This is a genomic window from Nocardioides sp. Root190 (assembly GCF_001428565.1).
Lineage (GTDB): Bacteria > Actinomycetota > Actinomycetes > Propionibacteriales > Nocardioidaceae > Nocardioides.
The window spans coordinates 38,705-56,190 of sequence record NZ_LMIA01000008.1 but is presented as its reverse complement, the minus strand read 5'-3'; the positions used below and the strand labels follow the sequence as shown (position 1 = coordinate 56,190).

Annotated in this window: 15 protein-coding genes and 1 tRNA gene; 5 read left to right on the top strand and 11 right to left on the bottom strand. The window is 67.4% G+C overall.

Annotated features, from left to right (window positions below; translation table 11 throughout):
* Window positions 1-10 precede the first annotated feature (10 nt).
* The 4 genes from pstA to ASE01_RS06695 form a co-directional block, all read right to left on the bottom strand.
* Complete coding sequence (pstA, locus tag ASE01_RS06710; protein ID WP_056749423.1) at window positions 11-1,066, bottom strand: phosphate ABC transporter permease PstA; 1,056 nt, start codon at window positions 1,064-1,066, stop codon at window positions 11-13.
* Window positions 1,063-2,031 (bottom strand): phosphate ABC transporter permease subunit PstC, encoded by a 969-nt coding sequence (gene pstC / locus ASE01_RS06705; protein ID WP_056749422.1) that lies wholly within the window; start codon window positions 2,029-2,031, stop codon window positions 1,063-1,065. Before pstC ends, pstA begins: the two co-directional genes overlap by 4 nt.
* Before the next feature lie 106 nt (window positions 2,032-2,137).
* Window positions 2,138-3,226, bottom strand: coding sequence for a phosphate ABC transporter substrate-binding protein PstS (gene pstS / locus ASE01_RS06700; protein ID WP_056749421.1), 1,089 nt, complete (start codon window positions 3,224-3,226; stop codon window positions 2,138-2,140).
* A gap of 184 nt (window positions 3,227-3,410) precedes the next feature.
* Window positions 3,411-4,286 carry an NUDIX hydrolase gene (locus ASE01_RS06695; RefSeq protein ID WP_056749420.1) on the bottom strand — a complete coding sequence of 292 codons (876 nt, stop codon included), beginning with the start codon at window positions 4,284-4,286 and terminating at the stop codon, window positions 3,411-3,413.
* A gap of 48 nt (window positions 4,287-4,334) precedes the next feature.
* Here ASE01_RS06695 and ASE01_RS06690 point away from each other — a divergent pair, with 48 nt between their 5' ends.
* Complete coding sequence (locus ASE01_RS06690; protein ID WP_157537141.1) at window positions 4,335-5,408, top strand: hypothetical protein; 1,074 nt, start codon at window positions 4,335-4,337, stop codon at window positions 5,406-5,408.
* A gap of 16 nt (window positions 5,409-5,424) precedes the next feature.
* Here the strand turns inward: ASE01_RS06690 and ASE01_RS06685 are convergent, their stop codons facing one another.
* The 7 genes from ASE01_RS06685 to ASE01_RS06660 all read right to left on the bottom strand — a co-directional run bounded on the left by ASE01_RS06685 (window position 5,425) and on the right by ASE01_RS06660 (window position 10,159).
* Window positions 5,425-7,707, bottom strand: a complete 2,283-nt coding sequence (locus tag ASE01_RS06685; RefSeq protein WP_056749418.1) for a heavy metal translocating P-type ATPase — start codon at window positions 7,705-7,707, stop codon at window positions 5,425-5,427.
* Complete coding sequence (locus tag ASE01_RS06680; protein WP_056749417.1) at window positions 7,691-8,626, bottom strand: hypothetical protein; 936 nt, start codon at window positions 8,624-8,626, stop codon at window positions 7,691-7,693. The genes ASE01_RS06685 and ASE01_RS06680 overlap by 17 nt, the downstream gene beginning before the upstream one ends.
* The gene (locus ASE01_RS06675; protein WP_056749416.1) at window positions 8,623-8,829 is read right to left on the bottom strand and encodes a heavy-metal-associated domain-containing protein; all 207 of its coding nucleotides are present in this window, start codon (window positions 8,827-8,829) and stop codon (window positions 8,623-8,625) included. The genes ASE01_RS06680 and ASE01_RS06675 overlap by 4 nt, the downstream gene beginning before the upstream one ends.
* Before the next feature lie 46 nt (window positions 8,830-8,875).
* Window positions 8,876-9,178 (bottom strand): metal-sensitive transcriptional regulator, encoded by a 303-nt coding sequence (locus tag ASE01_RS06670; RefSeq protein ID WP_056749415.1) that lies wholly within the window; start codon window positions 9,176-9,178, stop codon window positions 8,876-8,878.
* A 98-nt stretch (window positions 9,179-9,276) separates the two neighbouring features.
* Window positions 9,277-9,432 (bottom strand): hypothetical protein, encoded by a 156-nt coding sequence (locus ASE01_RS24940; protein WP_200958772.1) that lies wholly within the window; start codon window positions 9,430-9,432, stop codon window positions 9,277-9,279.
* Between the two features lie 171 nt (window positions 9,433-9,603).
* Window positions 9,604-9,807 carry a cold-shock protein gene (locus ASE01_RS06665; RefSeq protein WP_056749414.1) on the bottom strand — a complete coding sequence of 68 codons (204 nt, stop codon included), beginning with the start codon at window positions 9,805-9,807 and terminating at the stop codon, window positions 9,604-9,606.
* Window positions 9,808-10,086: 279 nt separating this feature from the next.
* A tRNA-Lys gene (locus ASE01_RS06660) sits at window positions 10,087-10,159 on the bottom strand.
* Window positions 10,160-10,410: 251 nt separating this feature from the next.
* Here ASE01_RS06660 and ASE01_RS06655 point away from each other — a divergent pair.
* Genes ASE01_RS06655 through ASE01_RS06640 form a run of 4 tightly spaced genes read left to right on the top strand, consistent with a single transcriptional unit; the run spans window position 10,411 to window position 17,423 of the window.
* Window positions 10,411-11,868 carry a type I restriction-modification system subunit M gene (locus ASE01_RS06655; RefSeq protein WP_056749413.1) on the top strand — a complete coding sequence of 486 codons (1,458 nt, stop codon included), beginning with the start codon at window positions 10,411-10,413 and terminating at the stop codon, window positions 11,866-11,868.
* Window positions 11,865-12,962: a restriction endonuclease subunit S gene (locus ASE01_RS23920; protein WP_082605873.1), complete on the top strand. Its 1,098-nt coding sequence runs from the start codon at window positions 11,865-11,867 to the stop codon at window positions 12,960-12,962. The genes ASE01_RS06655 and ASE01_RS23920 overlap by 4 nt, the downstream gene beginning before the upstream one ends.
* A gap of 21 nt (window positions 12,963-12,983) precedes the next feature.
* Window positions 12,984-14,048 carry a hypothetical protein gene (locus tag ASE01_RS06645; RefSeq protein ID WP_235535897.1) on the top strand — a complete coding sequence of 355 codons (1,065 nt, stop codon included), beginning with the start codon at window positions 12,984-12,986 and terminating at the stop codon, window positions 14,046-14,048.
* 9 nt (window positions 14,049-14,057) lie between these two features.
* The gene (locus tag ASE01_RS06640) at window positions 14,058-17,423 is read left to right on the top strand and encodes a DEAD/DEAH box helicase family protein (RefSeq protein WP_056749410.1); all 3,366 of its coding nucleotides are present in this window, start codon (window positions 14,058-14,060) and stop codon (window positions 17,421-17,423) included.
* Window positions 17,424-17,486 lie beyond the last annotated feature (63 nt).

Genomic DNA, 17,486 nt, shown 5'->3' with positions numbered 1-17,486 from the left:
GCCCTGCGGGTCAATTTTTCTTGGGGGCGAAGATCTTGCCGACGATGCGGGCTACGAGGTTGAGCACCATCACGATGAGGATCAGGACGAAGGCGGCGCCCCAGGCGATCGCCTCGGCGGCTTCGTCGCCGCGGAGGTTCTGCCCGTAGATGAGCACCGGGAGGGTGGTCATCGCGCCGTCGAACAGGTTCATGTTGGTGCGGTCGGTGGCACCCGCGATGAGCAGCAGCGGCGCGGTCTCGCCGATGACGCGCGAGGTGGCGAGCGTGATGCCCGTCAGGATGCCGCCGAGCGAGGTGGGCACGACGATCTTGACGATCGTCTTCCACTTCGGCGTGCCGAGGGCGTACGCCGCCTCGCGCAGGTCGTCGGGAACCAGTCGCAGCATCTCCTCGGTGGCTCGTACGACGATCGGGATCATCAGCAGCGACAGTGCCACCGATCCACCGAACCCTGACACGTAGGCAGGTCCGAAGATCAGCGTGAACAGCGCGAACGCGAACAGACCGGCGACGATGGAGGGAATGCCGGTCATCACGTCGACGAGGAAGGTGATCGCCTTCGCGAGCTTGTTCTTCTTGCCGTACTCCACCAGGTAGATCGCGGCCATCACGCCGATCGGGACCGAGATCACCGCTGCCCCCAACGTGACCAGCAGGGTCCCGATGATCGCGTGGTAGATGCCGACCGGCTGGTCGATCTGGGTCTTGAAGAAGGAGTAGCTGAGGAAGGTGCCGTCGATCCGGCCGGCTCCCTTCGCGATCACCCGCCACAGCAGCGAGACCAGCGGCACGAGGGCGATGAAGAAGGTCGTCCAGATCAGGCTGGTCATCAACCGGTCGGTGGCACCACGACGGCCCTCGATGAAGAAGGACCACAGGGGCAACGCGACGAGGAAGACCAGTGCCCCGATGAGGACGGCGGGGACCAGGCCCGTGCCCAGCACGAGCAGCAGGAGACCGAGGGCGGCGGCGATGCCGGCGATGATCAGCGCAGCGAACTGCGGCAGCCGCGGCTGGATGAGGGAGATGTGAACCCGGTCGGGGCTCTCCTGGAGCATGGTCATCGTGCCATCCGCCTCTCGCTGCGGCCGATGATCCATCGGGCCACGAAGTTCACCAGGAAGGTCACCAGGAAGAGCACCAGTCCGGTGGCGACGAGCACGTTGAGCATGTCGGCGCTGCGCTCCTTGTACTTGAGAGCGATGTTGGCCGCGATCGAGGTCGGGCTGGATGTCGCGATGATGTTCCACGACAGGTCGAAGCCGACCGAGAGGACCATCGTCACCGCCATGGTCTCGCCGAGGGCGCGACCCAGGCCGAGCATGACCGCCGAGACCATGCCGGACTTCGCGTAGGGGAACACCGTCATCCGGATCATCTCCCACCGCGTGGCACCGAGAGCCAGAGCAGCCTCCTCGTGAAGGCGGGGCGTGCGGGAGAAGACTTCACGGGTGATCGCGGTGATGATCGGCAGGATCATGATCGCCAGCACGATGCCGGCGGTCAGGACCGAGCGGCCGGCGGGGTTCGGCTCACCGAAGAGCGCACCGAGGACCGGCCAGGAGCCGAAGGTGTCGTGCAGCCAGACGTGCATCGGCACGAGCTGCTTGGCCAGGAAGAACGCCCCCCAGAGTCCGTAGACGACCGAGGGCACAGCGGCGAGCAGGTCGATCACGTAGGCGACCGGCGTCGCGATCCAGCGCGGCGCGTAGTGGCTGATCACCAGCGCGATGCCGAAGGCCATCGGCACGGCGATGATCAGCGCGATGATCGAGGCGGTGAAGGTGCCGACGAGGAGCGGGAAGACGTAGCCCAGGAAGCTCTCGGCGTGCGGGCCGTAGACCTCCGACGGCTTGCTGAAGCCGCTGGCACCCTTGATCGCGAGGAAGACGAAGACGCCGGCCAGGGCGGCCAGGATCACGCACCCGGCGCCGAGCGCCAGGCCGTAGAAGATGCGGTCACCGACGCCACCGCGGACGCTCGCCCAGTCGGCGGGCTCGTCCTCGATCTCGGTGGTAGGGGCAGTCACTGTGTCACCTCGGGGTCAGGGGTTCTCGAAGGCTGTGCACGTGGGTCGGGGACCCACGGGTCGAGGGGTGGGAACGGGTTGGACCCCGTTCCCACCCCTCCCGTGGTCACTTCGCGGAGATGCCCGCGACGATCTCCTGGGCCTTGACGGCCGTGTCCTCGGCGAGCTTGGCCGAGCCTGCCTCCTTGGCCGACTCCTCCTGACCCTCGTCGGAGACGATGTACTCGAGGTAGCCCTTGACCAGGTCGGCCTCCTCCTGGTCCTCGTACGTCTCGCACGCGATCAGGTAGGACAGCAGGATGACCGGGTAGGCACCGGACTCGGTCGTGGTGCGGTCGACATCGACGGCGATGTCGGTCGCGTCGCGACCCTCGACGACCGGCGAGACGGCGACGGTCTTGGCCGCACCCTCCGGCGACGGGGCGACGAACTCCTCGCCGACCTTGACCGAGACGGTCTTCAGGTCGCCGGTCTGGCTGGCGTCGGCGTAGCCGATGGCACCCTCGGTGTCACCGATCTGCTTGACGACACCCGAGGTGCCCTCGGCGGAGAGGCCGCCGGAGACCGGGAACGCGTCCTCGGCCTCGTGGGGCCACTCGGCCTCGGCGGTCTTGCCGAGGTAGTCGGTGAAGTTCTTGGTGGTGCCGGAGTCGTCGGCACGGTGCACCGGAGCGATCTTGGTGGAGGGCAGCTCGACACCCTCGTTGAGCGCCGTGATGGCCGCGTCGTTCCACGTCGTGATCTCACCGGCGAAGATCTTCGCGAGGGTCGCGGAGTCGAGCTTCAGCTCGTCGACACCAGGCAGGTTGTAGGCGATGGCGATCGAGGAGATGTAGGCCGGGACCTCGATGACGTTGCCGTCGCAACGCTCCTTGGCGGCAGCGAGCTCCTCGTCCTTGATGTAGGAGTCGGAGCCGGCGAAGGAGAGCGCCTTGCTGATGAACTGGCTGCGACCATCGGTCGAGCCGAGCAGGGAGTAGTCGATGACCAGACCGTCGTTCTTGCCCTGGAAGGCGACCTTCCAGGCTTCCTGGGCCTTCTCCTGCGAGGTGGCGCCGCCACCCTTGAGGTTGCCGCTCAGGCCGCCGGCCTCGGCGTCGCCGCCGTCCTCGTTGGACGCGCCACAAGCGCTCATCAGCAGGGCGAGGGCCGCAATGCCGGGCACCGCTGCGCGGCGGATGGAGTTGACGTTCAAGGAACTGCCTCTCGATGTGAGGGGCTCGGCTTCAGCGCCCCTCGATTCGTACTCGGACACCGTGAACGTAGGCAGTGTCGGTAACGCAACCCACCGGCCGACCTGAACGGGCGGTGAACAGTGGCAGTCCGGGTGGCGGCAGTCGGTGTCCTGCGTTACACCACGGGTACCGACGACGCCGGAATCAGCGCAGGGACGGGCGCGGCTGGTGCCGCTCGACGGCCACCACGACGCCCTTGCGCATGTGCAGGACGAGCATCTCCGCGGGCTCCTGGGGCTGCTCGGAGGAGCGCGGATCGAGGCCGAGTGCGTCGTACACGAGCGGCAGCACGGGACGGTGGGTGCACACGACCGCGCCGGCATCGGCGTCCAGCAGGTCCTCGACGACCCCGGTGACGGCCCGGGCCGTCACGTGCTCCTCACTCAGGCGCGGCCGGAGGTCGAGCGTGAGGCCGACGGTCTCGGCGTACGGCTGGACCGTCTGGACGCACCGCAGGCTGGTCGAGGTGAGCACCGTGGTGACGTCGTAGGCGGCGAGGAGCGGGATCAGCCGGTCTGCCTCCAGCTCGCCCGGACGCAGGAGGGGTCGGGCCGCGTCCTCCCCGCGCCACGCGCTGCGGGAGCGGGCCCGCGCGTGCCGCAGGACGACCACCGCGCGGGTCCTGCGCCGTACCTTCAGCGCTTCGACGAGCGTCGCGCGGTCGTGGTCGTAGGTCAGTCGGGCCGGTGCGTCCTCGAAGGGCACCCAGGCGACGGCATCGATCTCGTCGTTGGGGAGGTACGACGACACGTCGTCGTCGCCGACGACACGGCCCGTCCAGTAGTGGACCGTCTTCATCCGGCGGGCGACCGGGTAGCGCTGGGAGGTCAGCGGCGGGCCCAGGCGCACGTGGACACCGGTCTCCTCGGCGACCTCGCGCACTGCGGCGGCGACTGCGTGCTCGCCGCGATCCAGCTTCCCCTTGGGGAACGACCAGTCGTCGTACTTGGGGCGGTGCACGAGGAGGACCTCACGACCGGGACGGAACGCGACCACGCCGGCGGCGAGAATGTCGGGCACACGCCTAGGGTAGGGGCCATCGCGTCGTCCCAGCGTCAGGAGAGCCCGTTGTCCCGAGCAGGCGGGCGCCTGACCCGGCGCCGCTCGATCATTCTCGTCGTGGCCGTGGCCCTGGTCGCGGGCGCAGGGATCGTGGCGTGGCGGATCGTGCGCGACGGCGACGACACCCGCCTCACCCGGGCGATGGCGCTCGCGCCGGAGTCGACCGTCCGGTTCAGCTGGACCGACTGGGCCGCCGTACGCGAGGAGCTCGGGGTGGACCTGTCGGGCACCTCACCCGCGTCCGACGTGGAGGACTTCCTGCTGGAGGCCTTCGACCGCGACCTCACCGCCTCGACCGCGCTCGACGAGTCCGCCGCGACCATCCACACCGAGCTCGGCTTCTCCCCCGCCACCATCGACTGGGAGCTGTTCGCCCAGGGCGAGGACGGCGCGGTCGTGATCATGGGCCTGCCCGAGGACGTCGACGTCCCCGCACTGGAGGACCAGCTGCGCACGGCCGGCTTCACCCAGCCCGACGAGCAGGACGGCGTCTGGCAGGGCGGGGTCGATCTCCTGGAGACCCTGAGCGGCCCGGTGACCCCCGAGCTCGCCGCCCTCCAGATCGACGCCGAGGCCGGCGTCCTCTACGGCAGCGACGACCCCCGCTACCTCGCCGAGCGGGCCGACGTCGCCCGCGACGACCTCGAGGACGGTGTGGCGGAGGCCGCGGCCGCCGCGGGTACGCCGCTGGCCGCATCCGCCTACACCGGCGAGCACACCTGCGCCGAGCTCTCCATGGCCGAGGCCGACCCCGCCGACCGGACCCGCGCCTCCGAGCTGATCGCGGAGGCCGGCGAGGTCCACCCGCTCACCGGCTTCGCGATCGCGGCGCAGCCGGGTGGCGACGTACGCGTCGCGCTCGCACTCGACTCCGAGGACCAGGCCCGCACCGACGCCGACAGCCGCTCCCGGCTCGCTGCCGGGCCGGCGCCCGGCCAGGGCGGCGCCTTCCCCGAGAAGTTCACCCTCGGCAAGGTCACCGCCGTCGGGAACGTGGTCACCATGGACCTCGCCCCCGTCGACGGCTGGTTGGTGCTCTCCGACTTCAACCACGGCCCGGTGCTGTTCGCGACCTGCTGAGCCCGCCCCACCCGGGTCAGCGGAAGCGACGCAACCGCAGGCTGTTGCTGACCACGAAGACGCTCGAGAACGCCATCGCCGCCCCGGCGAGCATCGGGTTGAGCAGCCCGGCCGCGGCCAGCGGGAGCGCCGCGACGTTGTAGGCGAACGCCCAGAACAAATTGCCCTTGATCGTGGCGAGCGTGCGCCGGGAGAGCCGGATGGCGTCGGCGGCGACCTGGAGGTCCCCCCGCACGAGCGTGAGGTCACTGGCCTCGATCGCCACGTCGGTCCCGGTGCCCATCGCCAGGCCGAGGTCGGCCTGGGCGAGCGCAGCGGCGTCGTTGACGCCGTCCCCGACCATCGCGACGACCTTGCCCTCGCCCTGCAGCCTCTTGACGACCTCGACCTTGTCGGACGGGAGCACGTCGGCGATCACGTCCGCCTCGTCGATCCCGACCTCGGCGGCGACGGTCCGGGCCACGGCGGCGTTGTCACCGGTGAGCAGGACCGGCCGCAGGCCGAGGGCGCGCAGCTGGGTGATCGCAGCGGCCGAGGTCGGCTTGATCGCGTCGGCGACCACGACGACTCCCCTCGCCTGTCCGTCCCAGCCGACAGCGACGGCGGTGCCACCCGTCGCCTGGGCCTTCTCGAGCGCCTCCTGGAGGGCCGGGGTCAGGCGCTGGGACCACTCGGCGAGCAGCTGCGGTCTCCCCACGAGCACGGCATGGCTCGCGTCGCCGTCCAGCAGGACACCCTGGACCCCGAGGCCCTCGAGGTTGGCGAAGTCCTCGACGACCGGGAGCGTGCCGTGCTGCTCGCGCGCCGCGGCGGCGATCGCCCGGGCGATGGGGTGCTCGGAGGAGTCCTCCAGCGCGCCGGCGTACAGAAGCACCTCGGCGGCGTCCTGGCCCTCGGCGGCGATCACCTCGCGCAGCGTCATGGTGCCGGTCGTGACCGTGCCGGTCTTGTCGAGGACGACGGTGTCGACCGCGCGGGTCGACTCGAGGACCTCGGGACCCTTGATCAGGATGCCGAGCTGCGCGCCACGTCCGGTGCCCACCATCAGTGCGGTCGGCGTGGCCAGGCCGAGGGCGCACGGGCAGGCGATGATCAGGACGGCGACCGCAGCGGTGAACGCCGCCGCGAGGCCGTTGCCGGTCCCGAGCCAGAACCCGAGGGTTCCGGTCGCGAGCAGGATGACGATCGGCACGAAGACGCCGGAGATCCGGTCGGCCAGGCGTTGCACCTCGGCCTTGCCGTTCTGGGCGTCCTCGACGAGCCGCGCCATCTGCGCGAGCTGGGTGTCGGCGCCGATCCGGGTGGCGCGCACGACGAGCCGGCCGCCCACGTTGACGCAGGACCCGACGACGGTGTCGCCGATCGCGACCTCGACGGGCACGGACTCCCCGGTCAGCATCGACGCGTCGACCGCGGACCTGCCGCGCTCGACGACACCGTCGGTGGCGATCTTCTCCCCGGGGCGTACGACGAAGAGGTCGCCCACCGCGAGCCGGTCGACCGGCACGGTCGTCTCGGTGACGCCGTCGGCTCCGAGGACGGCGACCTCCTTGGCGCCGAGCTCCAGGAGCGCGTTCAGCGCTGCACCGGCACGTCGCTTCGAGCGCTGTTCGAAGTAGCGCCCGGCGAGGATGAAGGTGGTGACACCGGCCGCGGCCTCGAGGTAGATGTTGCCGCTGCCGTCACTGCGCTCGATGGTGAGCTCGAACGGGTGGGTCATGCCGGGCTCCCCGGCCCTCCCCCAGAACAGTGCGTAGAGCGACCAGCCGAGCGCCGCGAGGGTGCCGAGCGAGATCAGCGTGTCCATGGTGGAGGTGCCGTGACGCAGGTTGGTCCAGGCAGCGCGGTGAAACGGCCACGCTCCCCACACGACGACCGGCGCGGCCAGGGTCAGCGACAACCACTGCCAGTTGGTGAACTGCAACGCCGGCACCATCGCCATCGCGATGACGGGCACCGACAGCACGACGGAGACCAGCAGGCGCTGGCGGAGCACGGCGGTCGGGTCGATCGCGTCGGCGGTGTCGACCCCGCCGGCGGCTGGCGGCCGGGGCAGGGCGGCTCCGTAGCCGGCCTGCTCGACGGCGGCGACCAGGTCCTCGGGGGTGACGCCCTCGGCGAAGCTCACCTTCGCCTTCTCGGTCGCGTAGTTCACCGTCGCGCTCACGCCGTCGAGCTTGTTGAGCTTGCGCTCGATCCGGTTGGCGCAGGAGGCGCAGGTCATCCCGGTCAGGGCCAGCTCCACCTGCTGCTGCGGGCTCGTGGGCTCCGCGTGGGTGGCGTCAGTGGGCGTGGCCATCGCTCTTCTCCTCTCCGCTCGGGGTCGGCTGTTCGGGGGTCTCGCCACCAGCGGTGACGGTGAAGGCCGCGGTGCGGACGACGCCGTCGTGCTGGAAGTCGAGGTACAGGTGATAGGTCCCCGCACTCGGCACGGCGGTGTGGAACACGACGTCCGGGCCGGGCTCCGTCGTACCGTCACCGGGCTCGCCGTCGGGGTGGACGTGCAGGTAGGCCAGGTCGCCGGAACGCAGCGCGACCAGGTGTCCGTAGGCGCCGAGGTAGGGCTGCAGGTCGGTGACGGGCACCCCGTCCTTGCTGACGCCCAGGGTCAGTTCCGCGTCGGCGCCGGGGCGGAGGTCGCCCGTGAGGGTCACGTCGTAGCCGTCGACACTCGCCGTGCGGTTCTCCAGCACCGCCGGGGCGGCGACCTGCTCGCCCCCGACCGCCAGGTCGGCGCCGAGGGTGAGCGCCTCGCCACCGGTCGCCTTGAAGTCGGCGAACACCCGCCACGCGCCCGGGGTCAGCGCCAGGTCGGTGGACCACACGCCGTCGCTGAGCGTCGGGTGGACGTGCTGGAAGCCGCTGAAGTCGCGTCGTACGACGATCAGGTGCAGCTTCTTCTCGTGCTGCACGTCGTACGCCGTGACCAGCTCCCCGTCGGGACCGGTGATGGTGAAGCTGACGGGCACCTCGGTGCCGGGCTCGGCGCGGTCGTCGACGAGGGCGAGGGTGTAGCCGTCCTGCGACACCATCAGGCCGCCCGGGATCTTCGCGGCCCGGGGCGCGGACTCGTCCGCCTCGTGGCTGGCGTCGTGGACGGTGTCGTGGGCGGCGGCGTCCGTGTCGACCGGACCGATCGCCCGGCCCAGGAGCAGGGCGATCCCGAACACGGCCGCAGCGGCGACGGCGAAGCCGGCCAGCCGCGTCGGGGTGTTCATGCGAGGTGGTAGCCGGCTTCCTCGACGGCGGCCTGGACGGCTGTCTCGTCGAGGGGCACGGCGCTCGTGATGGTGACGGCACCGGTGGGCAGGTCGACCGCGACGTCCTCGACGCCGGTGATCTCCTGCACCTCCTCGGTGACGGAGGCGACGCAGTGGCCGCAGGTCATGCCGGTGACGGTGAAGGTCTGGGTGCTGCTCATGGGAGGTTCCTCTCGCAGGGCGGTGGATTCAGTGGGGTCGCGACGATCAGGAGCGGACCAGGCGGGCGATGGCGTCGGAGGCCTCCTTGAGCTTGATCGCGGCCTCCTCACCTCCCTCCTGGGCGGCGTTCACGACGCAGTGCGCCATGTGCTCGTCGAGCAGGCCGAGGGCGACGGACTGGAGCGCCTTCGTCATTGCGGAGACCTGGGTGAGGATGTCGATGCAGTACTGCTCCTCCTCCACCATCCGCTGCAGTCCCCGCGCCTGGCCCTCGATGCGGCGCAGGCGCTTGAGGTAGTCGTCCTTGGTGCGGTTCGCGATGTAGCTGTGCTGGTGTCCGTCGCTCATACCTAAACCATACCCCCCTACCCTATGCAGATCAAGACAAGAAGAAACCGCCCGACCGGAACGGTGGGCGGCTTCAGGGGGCGTGATGAGGAACGGTCTCAGGTGGAGCGTCCGCCCACACCCAGGATGCGATCGATCTCGGCGAGCGGAAGACGCTCGTCGGATGCGCTGGCCGCGATGATCAGGTTGGTGGTCATCTCGACCTCGACGAGCAGGTCCCCGTCTTCCAGGGTCACGTCGAACTGGTCAGCCATCAGCCCTCCCTCGAGATGATTGCAGCACGGTCCTGTGACGCCATTGTCCCCCCAATGCGGGGCAGCAAACCCAAGAGTTCGGGAAAAATTCACAAGGCCCCGCCCGGGGGCGGGGCCTTGCATGAAGACTCGACATCTCCTCGTCAGGCCGCTGGAAGCAGCGAAGCCCGATCAGAGGGGACGGACGTTCTCCGCCTGGGGGCCCTTGGGGCCCTGGGTGACGTCGAACTCGACCTTCTGGTTGTCCTCCAGCGACTTGTAGCCGTTGGACTGGATGGCCGAGAAGTGAACGAAGACGTCGTCTCCGCCACCCTCCTGCTCGATGAAGCCGAAGCCCTTCTCGGCGCTGAACCACTTCACGGTGCCCTGAGCCATTGTGCTCGTTACTCCTTGTGTCGGGGCGAGAGCCGCCACCTCGGCGACCCGCAGCGGAGGCGATGACACGTCGCTCCGACCCGTGATGGGACACCACAAACCAGAAACGCCGTCGGCCACAGATCTCCGCAGGCGTTGAACCTTCCAGAACTGCATCCGCTGCAAACCCGACACTATCAAGCGGAGCGGACAACGGAAGGGGCCCGCCGCAACGTTCTCGCGATCTGCCATGAAGGTTCTGCTACGCACGCGTGACGGCGCTGCTAACAATCCCAGGAGTAGGCCGTGTCGGGCTCGAACCGACGACCCTCGGATTAAAAGTCCGGTGCTCTACCAACTGAGCTAACGGCCCGGGGGATCTGGGGTTTAATCGGGAGAACCCTCGGGATAACTCCCGTGTAGTTCCGGCCCCACCGCGCCCTGATCGGGCCCAAGTATGCCGCGTGCGTTGATCCACGGGGTCCGGGGCCTTCTCGATGACCTTGCGCCGGACTCGTTCTGTCGGCTGCTCGTGGGAGATTCGTCGGCTGGCCGGATGGTCCGTTCAGCAGGAGGTCTGCCATGTCGGCCCACGATGCACCGTCCGTCACTAGGGTTAAGGACGTGATCACGGGAGAGTTGAAGAGCAAGATCGACCGGGTGTGGGACGCGTTCTGGTCCGGCGGCATTTCCAACCCGCTCGAGGTGATCGAACAGATCACCTACCTGCTCTTCATCCGTCGCCTCGATGACCTGCAGATCCTGGCTGAGAAGAAGGCCCGCGTCACTGGAGGCGTGATCGAGGCCCCGGTGTTCCTCCCTGATCAACAACACCTTCGGTGGAGCCGCCTCAAGAACGACGGTCCCGACGTGATGCACCAGGTCATGGCTGACGAGGTCTTCCCGTTCCTGCGCACCGTCGGTGGCGACGAGTCGACATACAGCGACCACATGAAGGACGCCCGGTTCACGATTCCGACGTCGGCCTTGCTGAGCAAGGTTGTCGACATGCTCGATGACATCCCGATGGCCGACCGGGACACCAACGGAGACCTGTACGAGTACCTGCTGTCGAAGATCGCGGCAGCCGGGGTCAACGGCCAGTTCCGTACGCCGCGCCACATCATCGACTTGATGGTCCAGATGACGGCACCGACGCCCGGCGACGAGATCTGTGACCCGGCCTGCGGTACGGCGGGGTTTCTTGTCGCGGCCAGCGAGTACGTCCGCGACGCCCATCCGGCGACGCTCACCGATGCCACGCAGCGCTCGCACTTCCACAATTCAATGTTCCATGGCTACGACTTCGACTCCACCATGCTGCGCATCGGCAGCATGAACATGCTGCTCCATGGCATCGAGGCACCGGACATCCGGTACCGGGACTCCCTCTCCGAGGGTGCCAGTGACGACGCAGAAAAATACAGCCTGATCCTGGCCAATCCACCTTTTGCTGGGTCCCTCGACCACGAGGCGACGTCGAAGGACCTGCAGCGGGTGGTGAAGACCAGGAAGACCGAACTCCTCTTCCTCGCGCTCTTCCTCAAGCTGCTCAAGCCGGGCGGCCGGGCGGCAGTCATCGTGCCCGACGGCGTGTTGTTCGGTTCGTCCACTGCGCACAAGGCGTTGCGTCGGATCCTGGTTGAGGACCAGAAGCTCGACGCGGTGGTCAAACTCCCGTCCGGTGTCTTCCGTCCATACGCCGGTGTCTCCACCGCGATCTTGTTCTTCACCAAGACCAATTCCGGCGGTACGGATGACGTCTGGTTCTACGATGTCCAGGCGGATGGCTTCTCGCTAGACGACAAGCGCAACCCGGTCGAGGCCAACGACTTCGTCGACGTCCTAGCCCGGTGGCGGGACCGCGACGCCGAGAAGAATCGCGGACGCGCTGAACGGTCGTTCCTCGTCTCCAAGGCCGACATCATCGCGGAGGGCTACGACCTCTCGTTGAGTCGCTACAAGGAGATCGTCCGCGACGAGATCGAGCACCGCGCTCCGCTCGACATCATCGGCGACATCGAGGCCCTCGAGGACGAGATAGCCAAGGACCTCGCAGAACTTAAGGCAATGCTTTCGTGACAGCGACGCTCGCAGACGTATGCAAAATTACGATGGGCCAAGCTCCCACTGGGGACTCCTACAACGACCGAGGCGAGGGCCTGCCCCTAATCGCTGGCGCTGGGGACTTCAAGGGAGGGACGCTCTCGCCCAATAAGTTTACGACGAAGCCTGGAAAGGTCTCCAAGGCAGACGACATCGTCCTCAGCATCCGTGCTTCCATTGGAGCGAAGGTCTGGTCCGACGGCGAGTACTGTCTGGGCCGTGGCGTCGCGGCGCTACGACCGGGGCCCCAACTCGACAACCAGTATCTGTGGCATTGGCTTTCACGGTACGAGCGTGAACTGGCTTCAAAGGGACGTGGCGCGACCTTTCTCCAGGTAAACAAGACGGACATCGGCGAGATGCCAATCGAACTCCCCTCCCTCCCGGAGCAACGTCGCGTGGCCGCGATCCTTAACTACGCCGACGCCCTCCGAGGCAAGCGCATCCAAGTCTTGGCTCACCTCGACATACTTGGCCAGTCGATCTTCCAAGAGATGTTCGCCTTCGGCGATGGCTGGGCGTCGGTCCCCATCGGCGAACTCGGCCAGGTAACGACAGGTAAGACGCCTCCGACTGCAGCCGACGGGATGTTTGGTGGCCCCATCCCCTTCGTGACGCCAGGTGACCTGGGATCACGACAGGCTGTCGTCCGAAGCGTGACCAAAGCGGGCGCCGCCGCAAGTCGAGTGGTTCGGAGGGGCTCGACCTTCGTCTGCTGCATCGGTGCGACCATCGGCAAGGTCGGCGCTGCCACCGAACCTTCTGCGTTCAATCAGCAAATCAACGCGGTCGACTGGGGCGACCAGATCGATGATGCCTACGGCTTCGCGGCTTTGAAGATGTTGAAGCCGCTAATCATTGCGAGAGGTGCTTCCACCACCATGCCGCTATTGCCTAAGGGACAGTTCGTCAAGATTGAGGTGCCCGTGCCCCCCATCGATCTGCAGCGGGCATTCGCAGAGCGGGTCAGAGCGATTGCTGGACAGCGCGAACTTGTGTTCACCGCCTCCGAATCGGACGAGGCACTCTTCGCTTCGCTCCAGTCCCGCGCCTTCCGAGGGGAGTTGTGATCAGTGCCTGTTGAGATGAGGATGTGGCGCATCGACGGTGACGAGCCACGGCCGCTGAAGGCCACGGTGCTTCCGGCCGAGAAAGAACTCCACCAGTTCTTGCTGCGCGACCCGTCTCTGCTCGGCGTGCGCCTGCTGGTGATCGGCAGCGAGGTGGCGACGCCATACGGCAAGCGCCTCGACCTGTTGGCCATCGACACCGACGGCAACCTTCACGTCCTGGAACTCAAGCGCGACCGGACGCCGCGAGAGGTCGTCGCGCAGATTCTCGACTACGGCTCGTGGGTGTCGACGCTCTCGCGCGATGAAGTCATCGACATCGCCGACAAGCACCTCGACCAACCGTTCGAAGCGGCTTTCGAGGATGTCTTCGGCAGCGCTCCGCCCGACGAGCTCAACGGCGAGCTCCAGTTGACAGTCGTCGCTTCAGATCTCGACAACAGCTCCGAGCGCATCGTCAACTACCTGCGCAGTTTCGGTGTCCCGGTCAACGCGGTCTTCTTCTCCTACTTGGAGGACGAGAACCGCAAGTACCTCGCCCGGTCTTGGCTCGCGGCTTCCGACGAAGGCACTCCGGCGGCAACATCTTCGGCGAAGAAGGGCAAGCGGGCCGCGTGGAACGGGCTGGACTGGTACGTCTCGTATGGCGGTAACCGGCCCTGGCAGGACGCCCAGAAGTTTGGCTTCATCGCCGCCGGAGGCGGGAAGTTCTACTCGCAGACGATGAGGACCCTCCCCGAGGGTGCTCGCGTATGGGTCAACGTTCCCGGTACCGGCTACGTCGCTGTTGGCAAGACGCTCGCCCCCGCACGCCGGTGGGTAGAAGCCCTCGTCAAGGTCGGCGACGACTGGGTGAAGCTGTCTGAGCAGGATCTTGTCGGCACGCCGCACCCGCACTTCGATGACGCCGACGATGACATGGCTGAGTGGGTCGTTCCGGTTGAGTGGCTGGATGCCCATCCCGAGACAGAGGCCTACTGGCAGAAGGGCATGTTCGCTAGCCAGCACAGCGCCTGCAAACTGCGCCAGGAGTTCACCCTGGAACGCCTCGCCGACCACTTCGGCATCGAGAACAAGGGCGAGTGACCGGCCACCATGGGCAACTTCGACTTCGTCCGGCATGCATTGCCGTCATTGCACGACGACTGTGCCCGGGCCGAGTCCTACCTGGCGTCTGATCCCCGCTCGGCATGCTTCTACAGCCGTCGCGCGGTCGAGGAACTCGTCGGACACTTGTACGACGTCCTCGCGCTGCCGGTGCCATACCAGCCGGACCTGGCGGCTCGGATCAACGCCGCCGAGTTCAAGGCCCGGACCGGGAACGGGATCCGCCAGAAGCTGAACCTGATCCGCAAACTGGGCAACACCGCTGTCCACGAAGTTCGCCCGATCCCACCTCAGGTCGCGCTCCAGGTCCTCCGCGAACTGCACCACGTGGTGGTGTGGGCGACGTTCCACCACTCAGCCGACCCCGGTGCCGTACCGACGAAGGCCGCGTTCGACCCAGCCCTCGCGGCGAAGGCGGCGCCGCTGTCGCGTGATGACCTGGTGAAGCTCGCCGCGAAGTTCAAGGCACAGGACGAGGCTCTCGCGAAGGCGCTGGCAGACAAGTACGAACTCGCCGCCGCCAAGGACGCCGAGATCGCCCAACTGCGCGAACAGATCAAGGCCGCGCAGGCCGCGAAGACGACGGTCGATGACCACGAGTACTCCGAGGCCGACACCCGCGACCTGTTCATCGACGTCCTCCTCGGCGAAGCCGGCTGGGCGTTGGCCGAACCCCGCGACCGCGAGTTCGAAGTGACTGGGATGCCCAACAACCAGGGCACCGGGTTTGTCGACTACGTCCTGTGGGGCGAGGACGGACTGCCGTTGGCGGTGGTGGAGGCCAAGCGCACCACCCGCTCGGCCCAGGAGGGCCAGCAGCAAGCCAAGTTGTACGCCGATTGCCTTGAGCAGCAGTTCGGCCGCCGCCCGGTCATCTTTTACACGAATGGCTACGAGCACTGGCTGTGGGACGACGCCGCCGGGTACCCGCCGCGCGAGGTGCAGGGCTTCTACACCCGGGCCGAACTCGAGCTGCTCCTCCAGCGGCGCCACACCCGACTGTCGCTGGCCTCGGTCGGGATCGACACCGAGATCGCCGGGCGCCACTACCAGCAGCGTGCCATCCGGGCGATCGATGAGGCGTTCACGAAGAAGCAGCGCGAGACGCTGCTGGTGATGGCGACCGGGTCCGGGAAGACCCGCATGACGATCGCGCTCGTCGACCAGCTGATGAAGGCCAACTGGGCCAAGCGCGTGCTGTTTCTGGCCGACCGCACCGCGCTGGTCACCCAGGCCACCAATGCCTTCAAGGCCCACCTGCCCGCAGCCACGACCGTGAACCTGTTGACCGACAAGGTCGCCGATGGGCGGGTGTACGTCTCGACGTACCCGACGATGATGAACCTCATCGGCGACACCGACGGTGGCCTGGGCAAGTTCGGTCCCGGCTACTTCGACCTCATCGTGATCGACGAGGCCCACCGGTCGGTCTACCAGAAGTACGGCGCGATCTTCTCCTGGTTCGACTCCCTCCTCGTCGGGCTCACTGCCACACCCAAGGACGAGGTCGACCACAACACCTACCGCCTCTTCCACCTCGAGGACGGCGTACCCACCGACGCCTACACCCTCGACGAGGCAGTGAGCGAGGGCTTCCTCGTCCCACCGGTCGGAGTCTCGGTCGGCACCAAGTTCCTGCGCCACGGCATCAAGTACGCCGACCTGAGCGAGGACGAGAAGGACGAGTGGGACAGCCTCGACTGGGGCGAGGACGGCCCACCGGACGCGGTTGATTCAGAGGAACTCAACCGGTTCCTCTTCAACATCGACACGGTCGACAAGGTCCTGGCCACGGTGATGGACAAGGGCTACAAGGTCGCCGGAGGCGATCGACTGGCCAAGACCATCATCTTCGCCAAGAACCGCGACCACGCCCAGTTCATCGCTGACCGGTTCGACGCCCAGTACCCCGAAAAGGCCGGCCACTTCGCCCGCGTCATCACCCACGGCATGTCGTACGCCCAGTCCCTGATCGACGACTTCTCAGTCGCCGAGAAGGATCCGAACATCGCGATCAGCGTCGACATGCTCGACACCGGCATCGACGTCCCCGAAGTCGCCAACCTCGTGTTCTTCAAGATGGTCCGCTCGAAGTCGAAGTTCTGGCAGATGATCGGCCGCGGCACCCGACTGGCCCCGGACCTGTTCGGCCCCGGCGAGGACAAGAAGAACTTCCTGGTCTTCGACTTCTGCGGCAACCTCGAATACTTCAGCCAGGACCTCCCCGGCTCCGAGGGGTCGAACCAGAAGTCGCTCAACCAGCGCCTCTTCGAAACCCGCCTCGCCCTGGTCGCCGCCCTGGACCACGTCGACCAGGAACCCGAACTTCGCCACTCGACCGCCAACACGCTGCACGAGTACGTCGCGGGCATGAACCTCGAGAACTTCCTCGTCCGCCCCCACCGACGCTGGGTCGAGAAGTACGCCGACCAGAAGGCCTGGGGCTCCCTCACTCCCGAGGCAGCCGTGGAGGTCCTCGAACACCTCGCGGGCCTGCCCTCCACCGTCAAGGACGACGAAGAGACCGCCAAACGCTTCGACGTACTGGTCCTGCGGCGCCAACTCGCCCAGCTCGAGGGCGACGCCCTCACCGCTGAACGGATCCGCGCCACCATTCAGGACATCGCGCACGGCCTGCTCACCAAGACCGCCATCCCTTCGGTCGCGGCCCAAGCCGAACGCCTCGAAGAGGTCGCCAGCGATGAGTGGTGGGTCGATGTCACCCTGCCGATGCTGGAACTGGTCCGCCTTCGCCTCCGGGGCCTGGTCCAGTTCCTCGACAAGGCCCAGAAGACGACCGTCTACACCGACTTCAAGGACGAACTCGGCGAAGAGATCTACGTCGACCTGCCCGGTGCGACACCGGGCACCAACATGGAACGCTTCCGCGCCAAGGCCGCGGCGTACCTCAAGGACCACGAGGACCACGTCGCGCTGCACCGTCTGCGTCGTAACAAGCAACTCACCCCCGACGACCTCCAGGCGCTGGAGGAGATGCTGCTGGCCAGCGGTGCCGGAGCAAAGGTCGACATCGTCTGGGCCTCCGAGCAGTCCGGCGGCCTTGGACTGTTCATCCGCGGACTCGTCGGCCTGGACCGTGCCGCGGCCGCCGAAGCGTTCGGCGCCTACCTCGAGGAGGGGAAGGCCACTGCCGACCAGATCCGCTTCATCACGTTGATCATCGACGAGCTCGCCACCAACGGTGTGGTCGAACCGGGCCGGCTGTACGAGTCGCCCTACATCGACCACGCCCCGACCGGCCCTGACTTCGTCTTCCCTGAAGCCGACGTGGACGTCATCGTCGACATCCTCCGCGGCGTCAAGGGCCACGCCGTACCGACCGAGGTCGCCTGACGAGGAAGCGCGAACCGCACCTTGTCCTCGCGGGTGAGCGGATGAATCCCGTGGCCCGGTGGT

What these genes read in the sequence shown, in the direction of transcription:
- ASE01_RS06680 (WP_056749417.1), bottom strand. Translation starts at nt 8,626, where the DNA reads ATGAACACCCCGACGCGGCTGGCCGGCTTCGCCGTCGCCGCTGCGGCC.
- ASE01_RS06645 (WP_235535897.1), top strand. Translation starts at nt 12,984, where the DNA reads ATGTGGCGCATCGACGGTGACGAGCCACGGCCGCTGAAGGCCACGGTG.
- ASE01_RS06675 (WP_056749416.1), bottom strand. Translation starts at nt 8,829, where the DNA reads ATGAGCAGCACCCAGACCTTCACCGTCACCGGCATGACCTGCGGCCAC.
- ASE01_RS06640 (WP_056749410.1), top strand. Translation starts at nt 14,058, where the DNA reads ATGGGCAACTTCGACTTCGTCCGGCATGCATTGCCGTCATTGCACGAC.
- ASE01_RS06685 (WP_056749418.1), bottom strand. Translation starts at nt 7,707, where the DNA reads ATGGCCACGCCCACTGACGCCACCCACGCGGAGCCCACGAGCCCGCAG.
- pstA (WP_056749423.1), bottom strand. Translation starts at nt 1,066, where the DNA reads ATGACCATGCTCCAGGAGAGCCCCGACCGGGTTCACATCTCCCTCATC.
- ASE01_RS24940 (WP_200958772.1), bottom strand. Translation starts at nt 9,432, where the DNA reads ATGGCTGACCAGTTCGACGTGACCCTGGAAGACGGGGACCTGCTCGTC.
- ASE01_RS06665 (WP_056749414.1), bottom strand. Translation starts at nt 9,807, where the DNA reads ATGGCTCAGGGCACCGTGAAGTGGTTCAGCGCCGAGAAGGGCTTCGGC.
- ASE01_RS06670 (WP_056749415.1), bottom strand. Translation starts at nt 9,178, where the DNA reads ATGAGCGACGGACACCAGCACAGCTACATCGCGAACCGCACCAAGGAC.